Source organism: Pantoea sp. B566 (assembly GCF_024793925.1).
Lineage (GTDB): Bacteria > Pseudomonadota > Gammaproteobacteria > Enterobacterales > Enterobacteriaceae > Pantoea > Pantoea ananatis.
In genome coordinates this window covers 2,557,641-2,573,800 of the sequence record NZ_JANUQL010000003.1, presented here as the reverse complement: position 1 = coordinate 2,573,800, position 16,160 = coordinate 2,557,641, and the positions used below count along the sequence as shown (strand labels likewise).

Here is a 16,160-nt window from a genome sequence, read left to right as displayed (position 1 = left end):
ACCCTTTCTTTATGTGCGCCAGCGCAAGCTACTCAGCAAATCCAATCCTCTGGAGGTTGCTGTGAGTGCAGGCGTAATAACCGGCATTGTGCTGGTAGTGTTGTTGCTGGGCTATCTGATCTATGCCCTGTTAAATGCGGAGGCCTTCTGATGGCGGCCAATGCGTTTTTACTGATCGCGGTTTATCTGCTGTTGCTGATGGTGATGGCGCAACCGCTGGGGCGTGGGCTGGCCGCGCTGGTTGCCGATAAACCCCTCTTTGCACGTGCTGAAGCCCTGCTATGGCGTTTTTCGGGTGTACAAGAAGGCGGTATGCGCTGGCAGCACTACCTGCTGGCAATTTTGGTGTTCAACCTGCTTGGCTTCGTGGTGCTGCTCGCCATCCTGATGTTTCAGGGAGCGTTGCCGCTCAATCCGCAACATCTTCCCGGACTGAGCTGGGATTTGGCGCTGAATACCGCTATCAGTTTTGTCACCAACACCAACTGGCAGTCTTATGCCGGTGAAAGCACCCTGAGTTACTTCAGCCAGATGGTCGGGCTGACGGTGCAGAACTTCGTTTCCGCCGCCACCGGCATCGCCGTGGCGTTTGCGCTGATTCGCGGTTTTGCTAATCGTTCGGTGGCAACCCTGGGCAACGCCTGGCGCGATTTAACGCGCATTACACTCTATGTCCTGTTGCCGATCAGCCTGCTGATGGCGCTGTTTTTTGTCAGCCAGGGCAGCATCCAGAACTTCCTGCCGTATCACAACGTCACCAGCCTGGAAGGTGCGCAGCAAACGCTGGCAATGGGGCCGGTTGCCTCTCAGGAAGCCATCAAAATGCTGGGCACCAACGGCGGCGGCTTTTTCAACGTCAACTCTGCGCATCCGTTTGAGAACCCTACCGCGCTGAGCAATTTCGTACAGATGCTTAGTATCTTCCTGATTCCTGCAGCACTCTGCTTTGCCTTTGGCGAAAGCGTTAAAGATCGGCGCCAGGGCTCAATGTTGCTGTGGTCCATGACGTTGATGTTTGTCGTGGCTGCTGCGCTGGTGATGTGGGCCGAACTACGTGGCAACCCGCACTTTCTGACGCTAGGGGCTGACAGCGCCATCAATATGGAAGGCAAAGAAACGCGCTTCGGCATTCTCAACTCCAGCCTGTTTGCGGTGATTACGACGGCGGCGTCCTGCGGTGCGGTAAACGCGATGCATGACTCGTTTACGGCGCTGGGCGGTATGGTGCCGATGCTGCTGATGCAACTGGGCGAGGTGGTGTTTGGCGGCGTGGGTGCCGGTCTGTACGGGATGCTGCTGTTTGTCTTACTGGCGGTGTTTATTGCCGGGTTGATGATTGGCCGCACACCGGAATTCCTCGGCAAGAAAATCGACGTATGGGAAATGAAAATGACGGCCCTGGCGATTCTGGTCACGCCCGCGCTGGTGTTGATCGGTACGGCGATTGCGATGATGACCGACGCCGGACGCGCAGGTATGGCAAACCCCGGAACGCATGGCTTTAGTGAAGTCCTGTATGCCGTTTCGTCGGCCGCCAATAACAATGGCAGCGCCTTTGCGGGCCTGAGCGCCAATACGCCGTTCTGGAACCTGCTGCTGGCGGTGTGCATGTTCGTAGGTCGCTTCGGCATCATTATTCCGGTCATGGCGATTGCGGGGGCAATGGCGGTGAAAAAAGTGCAGCCGGTAGGTAACGGCACGCTCCCTACGCACGGTCCGCTGTTTATCGCACTGCTGGTCGGTACCGTCTTGTTGGTCGGCGCGCTGACCTTTATTCCTGCTCTGGCGCTGGGTCCGGTCGCCGAGCACCTGCAACTTATTCAGGGACAATCATCATGAGTCGTCAACAACAGGTGTTTGACGCAGCGCTGTTACGTACCTCAGCGATCGATGCGGTAAAAAAACTCGATCCTCGCGTGCAGTTTCGCAATCCGGTCATGTTTGTGGTTTACCTGGGCAGTATCCTGACCTCGATTCTGGCCATAATGATGTTTACCGGACACCAGAGCGGCAGCGCCAGCTTTACCGGCGCGATTGCCCTGTGGTTATGGTTCACCGTGCTGTTTGCCAACATGGCAGAAGCCCTGGCGGAAGGGCGCAGTAAAGCCCAGGCAAACAGCCTGAAAGGCGTTAAAAAGACCAGCTTCGCCAAAAAACTGTCGGCGGCGCACTACGGTGCAGCGTGGCAGCAGGTGGCGGCCGATGCGCTGCGTAAAGGGGATGCCGTGCTGGTAGAGGCCGGTGATGTGATCCCCTGCGACGGTGAAGTCGTGGAAGGGGGCGCATCGGTAGACGAGAGCGCGATCACCGGTGAATCGGCACCGGTGATCCGTGAATCGGGCGGGGATTTCGCCTCGGTGACCGGCGGGACACGCATTCTGTCTGACTGGCTGGTCATTACCTGCAGCGCCAACCCAGGCGAAACCTTCCTGGACCGGATGATCGCCATGGTCGAAGGCGCACAGCGTCGTAAAACCCCGAATGAGATTGCCCTGACCATTCTGCTGGTGTCGCTCACCATTGTGTTTCTGTTAGCCACCGTCACGCTGTGGCCTTTTTCAGCCTGGGGCGGCACGCCGGTCACCATCACCGTACTGGTGGCGCTGCTGGTATGCCTGATCCCGACCACCATTGGCGGTCTGCTGTCCGCTATCGGCGTGGCCGGGATGAGCCGGATGCTGGGCGCTAACGTCATTGCCACCAGTGGCCGCGCTGTTGAAGCCGCTGGCGACGTGGATGTGCTGATGCTGGATAAAACCGGCACCATCACGCTGGGTAACCGTCAGGCAACGCAGTTTTTACCGGCTCCCGGCGTCACGGAAGAACAGCTGGCGGATGCGGCGCAGCTGGCGTCCCTGGCGGATGAAACGCCGGAAGGGCGCAGCATCGTGGTGCTGGCGAAGCAAAAGTTTAACCTGCGTGAACGTGACCTGAGCAGCATGGGCGCCAGCTTTATTCCCTTCTCGGCTCAAACCCGTATGAGCGGCGTCAACGTACAGGACCGCCTGATCCGTAAAGGTGCGGTCGATGCGGTGCGCCGTCATATTGAAGCCAGCCACGGTGCCTTTCCGGCTGAGGTGAACGCCCGGGTTGAAGAGGTGGCGCGGGCCGGTGGCACACCGCTGGTGGTGGCGGAAGGCGCAAAGGTGCTGGGCGTGGTGGCGCTAAAAGATATCGTTAAAGGTGGCATCAAAGAACGTTTTGCGGAACTGCGCAAGATGGGCATTAAAACCGTGATGATCACCGGTGATAACCCGCTCACCGCCGCCGCCATCGCGGCAGAGGCAGGGGTGGATGACTTTCTGTCAGAAGCGACGCCGGAAGCCAAGCTGGCACTGATTCGTCAGTATCAGGCGGAGGGGCGCTTAGTCGCGATGACCGGTGACGGCACCAATGACGCGCCAGCGTTGGCCCAGGCGGACGTGGCGGTCGCCATGAACTCGGGTACTCAGGCGGCGAAAGAAGCGGGCAACATGGTCGATCTGGACTCGAACCCCACCAAACTGCTGGAAGTGGTGCACATTGGTAAGCAGATGCTGATGACGCGCGGTTCCTTGACCACCTTCAGTATCGCCAATGACGTTGCCAAGTATTTCGCCATCATCCCGGCCGCCTTTGCTGCAACCTATCCACAGTTAAATATGCTCAACGTGATGCAGCTGCACTCGCCCGCATCGGCCATCCTGTCGGCCGTGATTTTTAACGCCCTGGTGATTGTATTCCTGATCCCTCTGGCGCTTAAAGGTGTCAGCTATCGTCCTTTGAGTGCCGCATCGCTGTTGCGCCGTAATTTACTGATTTATGGGTTAGGTGGGCTGCTGGTGCCCTTTGTCGGCATCAAAGCGATTGATATGTTGCTCGTGCTGTCTGGTATGGCCTGAGGAGATTAAAATGAGTCAGTTACGTCCGGCGATTTTCCTGCTTTTGCTGCTAACGGTTGTGTGCGGCGTCGTTTATCCTTTGCTTACCACGGGACTGTCGCAACTGCTGTTTCCCTGGCAGGCTAACGGGTCAGTATTGAATGTCGATGGCGAAGAACGGGGATCAGCGCTGATTGGTCAGAATTTTAGCCAGCCCGGTTATTTCTGGGGGCGTCCTTCTGCAACCGGTGATAAGCCTTATAATCCTCTGGCCTCCAGCGGCAGCAACCTGGCGGCCAGCAACCCGGCGCTGGATAAGGCTGTAGCCGAGCGCGTGGCGGCTTTGCGCACGGCGAATCCGCAGGCTAACGGGGCGGTACCGGTCGAGCTGGTTACCACCTCGGCCAGTGGACTGGACCCGGAGATTTCGCCTGAGGCTGCGCTGTGGCAGGCACCGCGTATCGCGGCGGCACGTCAGCTGCCGCTGGCGAAAGTGGATGCCCTGGTAGACAGCATGACGCAGCGCCCGCTGCTGCCCTTTATCGGCGAACCGACTGTCAATGTGCTGCAGCTTAATCTGGCGCTGAACGACCTCAAATAACTGTAAGGACGCTATGAACCACGAACCGCTGCGCCCCGATCCGGATGCGCTGCTGCAGACCAGCAGCGACAGCCATCGCGGCAAACTGAAAATCTATTTTGGCGCCTGTGCGGGCGTAGGAAAAACCTATGCCATGTTGCAGGAGGCGCAGCGGCTGCGTGCCCAGGGGCTGGATGTGCTGGTGGGCGTAGTGGAAACGCACGAACGTCCGGAAACAGCGCAGCTTCTTAACGGACTGGTGCTGTTGCCGCGCCGGGCGACGGGCCGTTCGCGGCATGCGGAGTTCGACCTTGATGCCGCGCTGGCGCGCCATCCGGCAGTAATTTTGATGGATGAGCTGGCGCACACGAACGTGAAGGGCTCACGTCATCCCAAACGCTGGCAGGATATTGAGGAACTGCTGGAGGCGGGCATTGATGTCCTGACGACAGTGAATGTTCAGCATCTGGAAAGTCTGAATGATGTGGTCGGTGGCGTCACCGGCATTCAGGTGCGTGAAACCGTTCCCGATCCCTTTTTCGACGCTGCCGATGAAGTGGTACTGGTTGATCTCCCGCCTGACGATCTCCGCCAGCGCCTGAAAGAGGGCAAGGTATACATTGGCGATCGTGCCGAACGCGCCATCGAAAATTTCTTTCGTAAGGGCAACCTGTATGCCCTGCGTGAGCTGGCGCTGCGCCGCACTGCCGACCGGGTCGATGACCAGATGCGCGCCTGGCGCGACAGTCAGGGCCGCGATCGGGTCTGGCACACGCGTGATGCCATTTTATTGTGTATTGGGGACGATACCGGCAGCGAAAAACTGGTGCGGACGGCGGCGCGGCTGGCCGCCAGGCTGGGCAGCGAATGGCACGCCGTTTACGTGGAAACGCCCCGGCTTAACCGGCTACCGGAAGCGCGGCGTCGGGCCATTTTACGCACGCTGAAGCTGGCGCAGGATATGGGGGCGGAAACGGCGACGCTGTCCGACCCTGATGAGGCGCAGGCGGTCCTGCGTTACGCGCGGGAACACAATCTGGGTAAGATTGTGACAGGCCGACGCCCGGCGCGCCGCTGGCGGCGTGACAGCTTTGCCGAGCGGCTGGGGCAGTTGGGTCCCGATCTGGATCTGTTGGTCGTGGCGCTCAATGAGCCTATCCAGGATGCGCCCCATCCGTTAGCCGAGGATCGGGTTAACAGCGACAAATGGCGGCTGCAGCTGCGCGGCGTACTGATGGCGCTGGTGCTGTGTATTGTGGTCACCGCCGCAGGGCAGTCGGTTCTGATCAGCTTCGATCCGGCCAACTGTGTGATGATCTATTTGCTGGCGGTGGTGATCGTCGCGTTGCGCTATGGACGATGGCCCTCCGTTATCGCCACCGTCATGAACATCATTGCCTTTGACCTGTTTTTCGTCGCACCTACCGGCACGGTCGCGGTCTCGGATTTGCAATACCTGGTGACCTTTGGGGTGATGCTGGCGGTCGGGGTCATTGTTGGCAACCTGACGGCCGGCGTCCGCTACCAGGCGCGGGTTGCCCGCTACCGGGAGCAGCGCACGCGGCAGCTTTATGAAATGGCCAAGTCGCTGGGAAGCGGCCTGACGCCTGAAGATATCGCCGCAACCAGCCAGCGGGTGCTGGAGGCGACCTTACAGGCGCGATGCCTGCTGCTGCTACCCGATGAGCAGGGCGAACTGCACACGCTGGGCAACGCGCTGCCGGGCAACGAACCGGATTGGGCTATCGCGAAATGGAGCTTCAGCAAGGGCCAGCCAGCAGGCGCAGGCACGGACACCTTACCGGCGGTGCCCTACCAAATTCTGCCGCTGAAAGTGGGCGATCTGTGTCGCGGATTGCTGGTGGTTGAACCGCAGAATGTGCGTCAGCTGATGGTGCCGGAACAGCAACGGCTGCTGGAAACCTTCACCGTGCTGATTGCCAATGCCCTGGAGCGGATGGCGCTGTCCCAGAGTGAGGCGGCTTCCCGGCTGTCAGCTGAACGTGAGCAGCTGCGTAATGCTTTGCTGTCGGCGCTCTCCCATGATTTACGTACCCCGCTGACGGTGCTGTTTGGTCAGGCAGAAATGCTGATGCTGGACCTGGCCAGCGATAACTCAAAGTATGTGCCCCAGGCCAGCCAGATTCGTGAACAAACCCTGAGTACCATTCGTCTGGTCAGCAACATGCTGGATATGGCGCGTATTCAGTCAGGCGGCCTGAATTTACGCGAAGAGTGGCTGGCGCTGGAAGAGGTGATTGGCGGCGCGCTCAGTAGCATGGCGCCGTCGCTCAAGGGAAGAGAGGTCGAACTCGACCTGCCTGAAGATATTGTCCTGATCAAAGGCGACAGTACGTTGCTGGAGCGGGTATTTACCAACCTGATTGAAAACAGCCTGAAGTACGCTGGCAACTGTGCGCCCCGCGGCATACGTGCCTGGTGTGAAAATACCCGGCTGGAAATCGCCATCTGGGATGGCGGGCCGGGCATCGCCCAAAACGACCTGACGCGGATTTTCGATAAATTTTCACGCGGTGATAAAGAATCGGCCGTACCGGGCGTTGGGCTGGGACTGGCGATTTGTAAAACGATTATCGAAAGCCACGGCGGTCAGATCTGGGCGGAAAATCGTGCTGAAGGCGGTGCCTGCTTTCGTCTCTCTTTACCACTTCCACCCGTTCCTGAAATTTCTCCTGAAGGCTTGAAATAACTTCACAGATGATCGGTTATAATGCGCGACCTTACTGATTATGATTGGGAAATTATGGAACGTTTTACCGAAAACCTGATGTATGCATCGCGCTGGTTGTTGGCTCCGGTTTACATTGGACTTTCGCTGGGACTGCTGGCGCTCACCGTCAAATTTTTCCAGGAAATTTTTCACCTGTTGCCCAACATTTTTAGCATTGCAGAAAACGATCTGATTTTGCTGCTGCTGTCGCTGGTGGATATGACGCTGGTGGGTGGGTTGCTGGTCATGGTTATGCTGTCAGGCTACGAAAACTTTGTGTCCAAACTCGACATTGACGAGGGCAAAGAGAAGCTGAGCTGGCTGGGCAAGATGGATTCCGGCTCGTTGAAAAATAAAGTCGCGGCCTCGATTGTGGCGATTTCCTCCATTCACCTGCTGCGGGTGTTTATGGATGCGCGCAATGTCGAAAACGACAAGCTGATGTGGTACGTCATCATCCACCTGACCTTTGTCCTGTCTGCCTTCGTGATGGGCTGGCTGGACAACATGTCGCGAGCGGAAAAGAAAAACGTCTGATCGACGGCAACCCCCTGGACGCCGTCCGGTGACACGGCTTCCCCGGTGGGGGAGGCCTTTTTCAGCCTGAAGCGGGCCGCGCGCCCGTCAGATGCGGAAATACCGCTTTGATCATGGCAAAGAAGGCGGTCAGCCTGGCGGGATAATAGCTCGCCCACGGATAGGTCAGCCAGACTGGCAACGGGGGAGCCTGCCATTCCGGCATAAGCTGAATCAGATTGCCCTGTGCCAGATCCTCCTGAATGACCCATGTCGACAGAATAGCGGTTCCCAGCCCCGCCAGCGCAGCTTTGCGCACGGCGAAGAGGCTGTCGCTGCTGAGCAGGGGAACGATAGGCAGATTCATCGGTTCCCCCTTGTCTTTATGTTGTAATGCGATCTCGTTACGGTAGAAACTCGTCAGCGCCAGCCACGGCAAATCGCCCAGTTGCGCCACCTGGTTAATCGGGGGATATTGCTGAAGCAGCGCGGGCGCAGCGACAACAATGCGCGGCACTTCGGCCAGCAGCACGGCTACAACAGAAGGGTCGGTCAGTGCCCCCACCTGAATCGCACAGTCCACGTTCTCGGCGACGAAGTCTGGCGTCCTGTCGTTCAGCATCCATTCAATGCGCAAACGCGGATAGCGGCGCATAAAGTTCACCAGCGGTGTGACCAGCTGATCCTGGCCAAAAGCGTGGGGCGCGCGCACCCGCAAAATGCCAATCGGATCGCTGCCGGCGCCGGTCAGTTCATCTTCCAGCGCGTGCCAGGTTGCCAGGAGCTGCCGGGCCTGTGCATAGCAACGCTCACCATCATCAGTCAGCTTTAGCGCATGGGTGGTGCGCAGAATCAGTTTCAGCCCCAGCCCCTGTTCAAGAGACTGCAACCGGCGACTGATTGTCGGTTGCGTAATACCCAGTTGCAACGCTGCGGCAGACAAACTGCCGCTTTCGACAATGCGAATAAAGGTGTGCATCAGTTCGATACGATCGCTGTTACTGAAATTGCTCATGCGTTCCACGTATAACCGTTTTGCTTTTTATTAGTCTACCGCGTATGTCAAAAACAGGCTTTACTTGCCACACTATTTTTTGAGGATGTAACCATGTCAGCGGTAAAAACTATGACTCCCCACTCAACTGAACGCCTGCCCGCCCCCCTGGTCTTTACGCTGGCTGCCGGCGCGGGCCTGAGCGTGGCCTCGATTTACTACAGTCAGCCGATGCTGGATATCATCGGTAAGCAGTTTCAGGTTAGTGTGAGCACCGTAGGCATGGTGCCGATGTTAACGCAGGCCGGGTATGCTTTAGGTATTCTGCTGCTGGCCCCGCTTGGCGATCGCCACGATCGCCGCACGATAATTTTGATCAAAGGGCTGCTGTTGGTGATGGCGCTGCTGCTGTGTGGGTTTTCCGGCGGCATCAGCGCGCTGCTCATCGCCAGCTTTGTCACCGGCCTGACGGCGACCGTGGCGCAGGATATTGTTCCGGCATCGGCGGCGCTGGCACCGGCGCACAGCCGGGGTAAAACCGTGGGTACGGTAATGACGGGATTACTGGTAGGCATTTTACTCTCCCGGGTCGTCAGCGGCGTGGTGGCAGAGTATTTTGGCTGGCGCACCATGTATATTATCGCGGCTCTGGCTGTGTTTCTGATTAGCCTGACGTTGTGGCGTGTGCTGCCGCGCTTTACGCCCGGCACGTCGGTAAGCTATCCCCGCCTGCTTTTATCGCTGGTTCACCTGTGGCGCGAACACCAGACCCTGCGGCGCGCGGCCCTGGCTCAGGGACTGCTTTCTGTCAGCTTCAGCGCCTTCTGGTCTACGCTGGCGATCATGCTCAGCGAACGTTTTCACTTTGACAGTGCCATCGCCGGTGCCTTTGGTCTGGCAGGGGCGGCGGGTGCACTGGCCGCGCCGCTGGCGGGTAACCTGGCCGATCGACTCGGCCCGGCACGCGTGACCCAGTTTGGTGCCGGCCTGGTCACGGCGGCCTTCGCCCTGATGTTTTTGCTGCCGCTGCTGTCGCTCCCCGGTCAGTTGGTCGTCATCGTTATCAGCACGCTTGGTTTCGACTTAGGCGTGCAGGCCACGCTGGTCGCCCATCAAACGCTGATTTATGGTCTGGTACCCGATGCACGTAGTCGTCTTAACGCCCTACTGTTTACCATCGTGTTTATCGGCATGGCCAGCGGTGCGGCGCTGGGCAGCCTGGCGCTTGCCCACTGGGGCTGGAATGGCGTTGTGGTGTTGTCCACGCTCGCCGCCGCTGCCAGCCTGATGGTGCGGCTCGCCAGTCGTCATCTCAAGGACTGATCCTTCCGCCCGTCAGCAAATGTGCCAGGCTTAGTCATAAACTCAATTAAAACGGTGCGTTATGAACTTTATTGCCTGGACAGCTGCGACGGGCTGTCTTCTGTTATTAATGTCACTGGCATCAGGGTGGATCCACCGTGGCCCAGTGACCTCTTTTGGTCTTTTCTTGTTAGCCGGGATCGCCTGTGGGCCGTGGATGTTTGATGTTATCGAGATTGATATCATTCGCCATGCGGAACTGGTGACGCACATTACCGAAATCACGATGGCTGCGTCACTGTTTATTACGGGGCTCAAATTACGCTTGCCGCTTAAAGCGAAAAGCTGGCGAGCCGGAGGCTTACTGGCCTTTCCGGCGATGTTGATGACGGTGGCGGCCATGACGCTGCTGTCTCATTGGCTGGTCGGGTTGTCCTGGCCCGTTGCACTGGCGTTTGGCGCAATTGTTGCGCCCACCGACCCGGTACTGGCTAGCCTGATTTCGGTGAGCGACGCGCAGGACGATGACGCCTTGCGCGTCGCCATTTCTAGCGAGGCGGGCATGAATGATGGTTCAGCGCTGCCGTTGCTGGTGCTGGCTTTGCTGCTGTTCAACGGCGAAAACCTCAGTGCAGGCATGCTGGCGCACTGGGCTGCTGTCGACGTCGTGTGGGCCATCGGCGGCGGTATCCTGCTGGGATTTGGCCTGGGCCGACTCGTTGGCTTACTGGCCACCCGGCTTCGCAATGCGCATGGGGATTGCGCCCCCAACGACTTTCTGGCGCTGGCGTTGATCGCGCTCAGCTACGCCCTGGCGGAATGGCTGGGTGCTTCAGGCTTTCTGGCCACCTTTGCCGCCGGTCTTGGGCTGCGCCGTGCTGAGCTGGGCGTCTTTAAACGTTACCAGCCAGACGATATGTCGGACGACGATCGGTTACTGCCTGCAGAGGCATTGGTCAATCCCAACAAGCGCCTGCAGCAACGCAGCAGTGGCATGGTGAAATCCGTTGGTTTAGTAGTAGGCGACGCGCTTTCTTTTGGCGATACTATTGAACGTTTGCTGGCTGCCATCATGATGGTGGTACTGGGCGTAACCATGGCATACCACTGGAACATTCAGGGCATCTTCCTTGGACTGCTGCTGTTTATCGTGGTGCGCCCCCTGGCGGTGTGGTTGGTTACCCTCGGGACGGGCATGCCGCTTCCTCAGCGGTTGCTTATTGGCTGGCTGGGTATCCGCGGTATTGGGAGCCTTAACTATATTGCGTTCGCCTGGGTCCATGGCATGGGGGGCGCAGAAGCAACGATAATGGCTGATATGGCGCTGACGCTGGTGGTGTGCAGTATCGTGGTTCACGGCATTTCGGTGACGCCGCTGCTCAACTGGCGCCAGGCCCGACTGGAGGCGAAACAACGCCAGTCATGAGAGTGAATTAACTGATAACGGGAGTAGATGATGAAGATATCTCAGATACTGTTGCTGAGCATGCTGGCGTCGGGCAGCGCGCTGGCGGAAGACAATAGTGAAGAAAGCGTGTATGCAAGCCAGCTGTGTCACATTGTTAGCAGTGAAAAAAGCGTTTCGACAGCCGACCAGTATGTGGAAAAAATGAAGGCCAGCGTGGCAGGATCGCAGTCCTCCTCTGCCGTCAGCAAGCCTGAATTTGATGAAGAGCTGGCCAATGAAGTGGCCAGCGCCTGGCTGCAGCTGGGTGATGAAGAACGCGCCAAACTCCGCACCAATACCCAACAGTGTGAACAAACGGTGATGACGCAGTTTCAGCAGGAAGATTAACCGCAGTTAATTCGCCAATAAACGCGCTAAAATGGCGCGTTTTTTAATGGATTTTCCCTACCGATTGCGTACATAATCGCCAGCGTCTTAACCAAATGTGCGATACATAATAAAAACGCAGCGGGCCGAAAGGGTCGGCTGACCTTTATGGCATTGATTTAACAGGCATCATGATTACGCGTCGACGCTTTATTTTCGGCACAGGAGCGCTTGCGCTTTCACTGGCTACCAGCAAACTGTTTGCCCGCGATGATATTATTCCTCTCTGGCCGGACGAACCGCCCGGCGGCGGTGGGCCGTCTGGAACATTGCGCGTGGACGCCTGGGGTTCATGGTCGAATATTGTCAGCCCGGCGATTCAACGCTTCAGGCCAGAAAATCCCAATGGCGAAGCGGTGCTGATTGCGGCCGGGGGAGGCTACCGGTGGATTGGTATGGGACGCGAAGCCTGGCCCGTCGCGCACTGGTTAAATGCTAACGGTTATACCGCCTATGTGCTCAGCTACCGCTTACCGCGCGAGAAATGGCAGGCTGGCAACCTCGCGCCCTTACAGGATGCACAGCGCGCGCTGCGCCTGATACGTTCGTTTGAACGAAAAGTGCATGTCCTGGGGTTTTCGGCTGGGGGGCATTTACTGGGCATGGCGGCGGCGCGCCCGGAATTTCAGTCATATCCGCCGGTGGACAGGCTGGATCAGGAAGTCCCTAAAGCCGACAGTGTTGGGCTGATTTACCCGGTGATTACGCTTGAAGCGCCCTATCAGCATACCAACACGCACCTGATGATGGTGGGCAATGACGCCAGTCCGCAAGAAGAAGCCAGCTGGTCAGTACAAAACTATGTGACGAATCTCTATCCGCCCACGTTCCTGGCTCAGGCCGGAGACGATCACACCTCAAAACCCTTTAACACCCAGCTCATGCGTGACACCTGTCGCCGCAACCGCGTACCGGTGCAGCTGATTCAGCTGTCCAGCGGGGGGCATGGTTTTGGACTCGGCAAAGCGGGTACACCTGCCGCGCTGTGGGATCAGGCCTATGTTAAATGGCTGGAAAACCTCAGTCAGGGCGCATTGGCGGTCAGGCACGCCTCCGTTCTGTCCTGACTGACGCTTCCTGCGGCAGGCGTAAAAAAAGCCGGCATTTGCCGGCCTCGCTAAATGAGCGATGATCAGGATTGAAGCAACACAGGACGAAGCAGCAATAGGCGGATCAGAATTGATAGGTCAGGCCCATACCGATACTGTTTTTCGTCGTAATGCCGGTGGCGCGCGTAAAATCGTTTTCCTTCAGTAAGTTAATGCGGTAGTCCACGTAGGTCAGCATGTTCTTGTTGAAATAGTAATAGGTGCCCACCGCAATATATTTCTGCATCGTCTGGCTGCCCCCGGCAAAATTCCCAGCGCCCTGCAGGTTTTCGCCACGCTGCGTGACAAAACCGACAGAAGGGCGCAAACCGTTCAGGAACTGGTACTGTGCAATCGCCTCAAAGTTATGGGTTTTGTCGGCGACCTGTGCCAGCTGTCCATAAGGCGTAACGTCATTGGCTTCGCCATACATGGCGGCCAGATAGATCTGGTTGGCGTCATATTTTGCAGAGGTTACCCAGGCGGTGGCATCGTCTCCCTGACCGTCAGCTTGCTGAGTCAGTGTCCGTTTTGCTTTCATCCCTGCTGCCGCAATGCTCAGCCCATCGGTAATGCTGTAAGTCAGGCCAGCACCGTAACCATCTCCGTTAGCCAGTTTGGCGGTTGTGCGGTCATTTTTCCCTTGATACTGCAGGGTTAACTTTAACCCGCCCCAGTCCGGAGAGTGCCAGGTCGCGAGGCCGGTTGAGCGTTTTGACAGGAAGTTATCGTTGGTGGTCATGGTGCCGGAACCGTAGATCGGTGCCATATCCGTATAGGCAGAGGCAACATACAGTACCCCAAAGCTACGGCCATAATCGAACGAGCCGAAGTCGGCGAGTTTCAGACCGGCAAACCCTAAACGTGTGGCATTACCCGTTTGCGCATCGCTACCGCCTTCACTGTGATTCAGCTGGAAATTATATTCCCATTGACCATAACCGGTAAGCTTATCATTAATTTGCGTCTCACCTTTAAAACCCAGGCGTGCATAAGAGTTGTCGCCATCTTCTGCAATATTATCTGAGAAAACATGGCGCGCATCGACTTTACCGTACAGGTCGAGCTTATTTCCACTTTTATTATAAATCTCGGCGGAGCATGCAGAAAATGAGACCAGAAAACACATTGCATACGGCGCGACTGTTTTTATTTTATTGTGCATATCATCTACCCTTATCAGTTAACTAAAGCATGAGGATGTTACCGCTCAGGGCGGTATTTATTTCAATATCACTTTCGTCTTATTTAATGACTAAATAATAAAATGGGTATAGCGGCCATAAAGTTTATGGCCATTTTTTATAATGGCTTTCCCTGGTGTTATTGCATTCAGGCAGAGAACATCCTGATGAACTTTTTATTCAAAATGCCAAGTCGGGTATATCGCTTAATACCGTTTGTGCGCCCGCATCAATATATTTTCGGGCAAGCATCGGGTCATTGATTGTGGCAATCGCGAATTCAATACCTGAACGGGCCAGGCGCGTCAGGTCTTCGTCCGTTGCGAAGTCACCCAGGAAATGCAGGATCTGGCAACCTGTTCTGGCGAGGAGCGCCGCCGGGTCTTTTGGCGGGACGCAAACCGCCAGCCCACGCGGTACGTCAGGCATCAGCCTGGCGGCAACCTGCAGCGAAATCTCAGAGAAGCTACTGATAAATAACTTCTTCTCGCTCGCTGGCCACAGCGACTTCAACTGAGCGATCGCAATCTCCGCCGTTTCCACTTCCTGCCCGGAGGTGGGTTTGATTTCCAGTTGCAGCCCGACGCCTTTATCCAGTACAAAGCCCACAGTTTCAGCCAGCGTAGGCACTTTCACGCCTTTAAAGAGGTGGCCGTAACACACGCCAGCCTCCAGCGACCGGATCTCATCCAGGGTTAAATTTGCCACATAGCCTTTGCCATTCGTTGTCCGGTCTACGGAATCGTCATGAATAATGACCGGGTGCATATCTTTGGTGAGTTTGACATCCACCTCTATCCACGTCGCTCCGCGTTCAACCGCCGCCTGAAACGAAGGCAGCGTGTTTTCCGGTGCCAGCAGCGGTGCTCCCCGATGGGCAATCAGGCGGGCGTTCACTACGCGTGCAGGGTGTTTTTTGGTCGACATTCTTGGCTTTACCTTCTGTTAGGGTTTTATCGCAGGTCTACTTAAGCAAAACCTGGTTAGAGAATTCGGTCCTGACTTCATCACCCAGCGGTTTAGGCATGAACTGAGTGCCATGAACGCGCTCTTTGCTGTTGATCAGCCCGGCATCACGATTCACTTCTTTGTTTTGAGGCGTAATGCCATAAACCTGCTGGAACAGCCGTTGGGTGGTGGGCAGCGTCAACCAGTGGATAAACAGCAACGCTGCCGCTTTGTGGGGCGCGTTTTTAGGTATCGCCACCATATTTCCGCCGCCGGGCATGCCGAAATCGGGGATATACAGCCGGATAGTTTTCGGGACTTCACCGTGGTTTTCTAATCCCACCAGGTAATCTTCCCAGGCGGGGACCAGCAGGAACTCACCGCTGACCAGTCGGGTGACGCTGTCGGCGTTGGAGGCCGTAATGATGTAGTTGGGGCGCTGCTGTTTGAACCAGTTCCAGGCGGGCTGCAGAGCCGTCAGGCTTTTTACATCAGCGTCGCCTTTGGTGAAATCAAAACCCGGTACCAGCGTGCGCGTCACCGATTCAATAAAGGCCGGGCCGGAACCGCCGTTTTCAACGTTGAAGCCAAATTCCTGAGGATGACTTTGCAGGAAGGACGTAATCTGCGGCAGGGTTCGTGGCAACTCACTTTCTTTCAGGCGGCGCGAATCGTAGGCCAGACCGGTCTGGTTGCCCCAAAATGCCACGCCATAGCCTTTACTGTCCGTTCCCTCAATGGTGTAGTTCAGGGCTTTGCCTTCCGGCAGCAGTGTATTAAGCGGGCCAAAAAACGTTTGCTGAGGCGATACGGTACCGAATGCGCCCCCGCCAATCGAAAACACATCAATATCGCCCGTTTCTCGTCCCCGGTCAGCCATGAGTTTATTAATGTTGCCCTGTAATGTGCCTTCAGACAGGGTAACGTTAATACCGTACTGTTTTTCAAACAGGCTGACCTGCTCTTTTAAACGGTCCTGGTAATACCATTGATACCAGGTTAATTTCCCTTCTTTTTTCGCCTGTTCGACAATCTGTTCCCAGTTCATCGAGGTTAAATCCTGAGCCTGGCTACAGAAAGCCCCGGCCAGCAATAATATTGCAGCAACGAGTCTGAACATATT

Annotated in this window: 14 protein-coding genes; 10 read left to right on the top strand and 4 right to left on the bottom strand. The window is 56.8% G+C overall.

Annotated features, from left to right (window positions below):
• Positions 1-61: 61 nt before the first annotated feature.
• Genes kdpF through NYE92_RS13750 form a run of 6 tightly spaced genes read left to right on the top strand, consistent with a single transcriptional unit; the run spans position 62 to position 7,708 of the window.
• Positions 62-151: a K(+)-transporting ATPase subunit F gene (kdpF, locus tag NYE92_RS13775; protein WP_015699348.1), complete on the top strand. Its 90-nt coding sequence runs from the start codon at positions 62-64 to the stop codon at positions 149-151.
• On the top strand, positions 151-1,839 hold the full coding sequence (gene kdpA / locus NYE92_RS13770; protein ID WP_029569254.1) for a potassium-transporting ATPase subunit KdpA: 1,689 nt from the start codon (positions 151-153) through the stop codon (positions 1,837-1,839). The genes kdpF and kdpA overlap by 1 nt, the downstream gene beginning before the upstream one ends.
• The gene (gene kdpB, locus NYE92_RS13765; RefSeq protein WP_013027626.1) at positions 1,836-3,881 is read left to right on the top strand and encodes a potassium-transporting ATPase subunit KdpB; all 2,046 of its coding nucleotides are present in this window, start codon (positions 1,836-1,838) and stop codon (positions 3,879-3,881) included. Before kdpA ends, kdpB begins: the two co-directional genes overlap by 4 nt.
• Positions 3,882-3,891: 10 nt before the next feature.
• Entirely contained in the window at positions 3,892-4,461 is a 570-nt protein-coding gene (gene kdpC / locus NYE92_RS13760; protein ID WP_014594840.1) for a potassium-transporting ATPase subunit KdpC, read from the top strand.
• Positions 4,462-4,474: 13 nt separating this feature from the next.
• Positions 4,475-7,150, top strand: coding sequence for a two-component system sensor histidine kinase KdpD (gene kdpD / locus NYE92_RS13755; RefSeq protein ID WP_013027624.1), 2,676 nt, complete (start codon positions 4,475-4,477; stop codon positions 7,148-7,150).
• 54 nt (positions 7,151-7,204) lie between these two features.
• Positions 7,205-7,708, top strand: coding sequence for a TIGR00645 family protein (locus NYE92_RS13750; RefSeq protein ID WP_014604798.1), 504 nt, complete (start codon positions 7,205-7,207; stop codon positions 7,706-7,708).
• A 61-nt stretch (positions 7,709-7,769) separates the two neighbouring features.
• On the opposite strand, the gene NYE92_RS13745 is transcribed toward NYE92_RS13750, so the two are convergent.
• On the bottom strand, positions 7,770-8,702 hold the full coding sequence (locus tag NYE92_RS13745; protein ID WP_259019070.1) for a LysR family transcriptional regulator: 933 nt from the start codon (positions 8,700-8,702) through the stop codon (positions 7,770-7,772).
• A 93-nt stretch (positions 8,703-8,795) separates the two neighbouring features.
• On the opposite strand from NYE92_RS13745, the gene NYE92_RS13740 reads away from it, so the two are divergent.
• From NYE92_RS13740 to NYE92_RS13725, 4 genes are all read left to right on the top strand, one after another.
• Positions 8,796-10,004 carry an MFS transporter gene (locus tag NYE92_RS13740; protein WP_014594837.1) on the top strand — a complete coding sequence of 403 codons (1,209 nt, stop codon included), beginning with the start codon at positions 8,796-8,798 and terminating at the stop codon, positions 10,002-10,004.
• A 61-nt stretch (positions 10,005-10,065) separates the two neighbouring features.
• The gene (locus tag NYE92_RS13735; RefSeq protein WP_013027620.1) at positions 10,066-11,409 is read left to right on the top strand and encodes a sodium:proton antiporter; all 1,344 of its coding nucleotides are present in this window, start codon (positions 10,066-10,068) and stop codon (positions 11,407-11,409) included.
• Between the two features lie 30 nt (positions 11,410-11,439).
• Complete coding sequence (locus tag NYE92_RS13730; RefSeq protein ID WP_015699351.1) at positions 11,440-11,778, top strand: hypothetical protein; 339 nt, start codon at positions 11,440-11,442, stop codon at positions 11,776-11,778.
• A gap of 170 nt (positions 11,779-11,948) precedes the next feature.
• Positions 11,949-12,884: an alpha/beta hydrolase gene (locus NYE92_RS13725; RefSeq protein ID WP_013027618.1), complete on the top strand. Its 936-nt coding sequence runs from the start codon at positions 11,949-11,951 to the stop codon at positions 12,882-12,884.
• A 106-nt stretch (positions 12,885-12,990) separates the two neighbouring features.
• Here NYE92_RS13725 and NYE92_RS13720 read toward each other — a convergent pair whose 3' ends face one another.
• From NYE92_RS13720 to NYE92_RS13710, 3 genes are all read right to left on the bottom strand, one after another.
• Positions 12,991-14,070 carry a porin gene (locus NYE92_RS13720; protein WP_116198003.1) on the bottom strand — a complete coding sequence of 360 codons (1,080 nt, stop codon included), beginning with the start codon at positions 14,068-14,070 and terminating at the stop codon, positions 12,991-12,993.
• Positions 14,071-14,269: 199 nt separating this feature from the next.
• Positions 14,270-15,016, bottom strand: a complete 747-nt coding sequence (locus tag NYE92_RS13715) for a glycerophosphodiester phosphodiesterase family protein (RefSeq protein ID WP_105087922.1) — start codon at positions 15,014-15,016, stop codon at positions 14,270-14,272.
• A 37-nt stretch (positions 15,017-15,053) separates the two neighbouring features.
• Positions 15,054-16,157 carry an extracellular solute-binding protein gene (locus tag NYE92_RS13710; protein WP_259019069.1) on the bottom strand — a complete coding sequence of 368 codons (1,104 nt, stop codon included), beginning with the start codon at positions 16,155-16,157 and terminating at the stop codon, positions 15,054-15,056.
• Between the last annotated feature and the right edge of the window lie 3 nt (positions 16,158-16,160).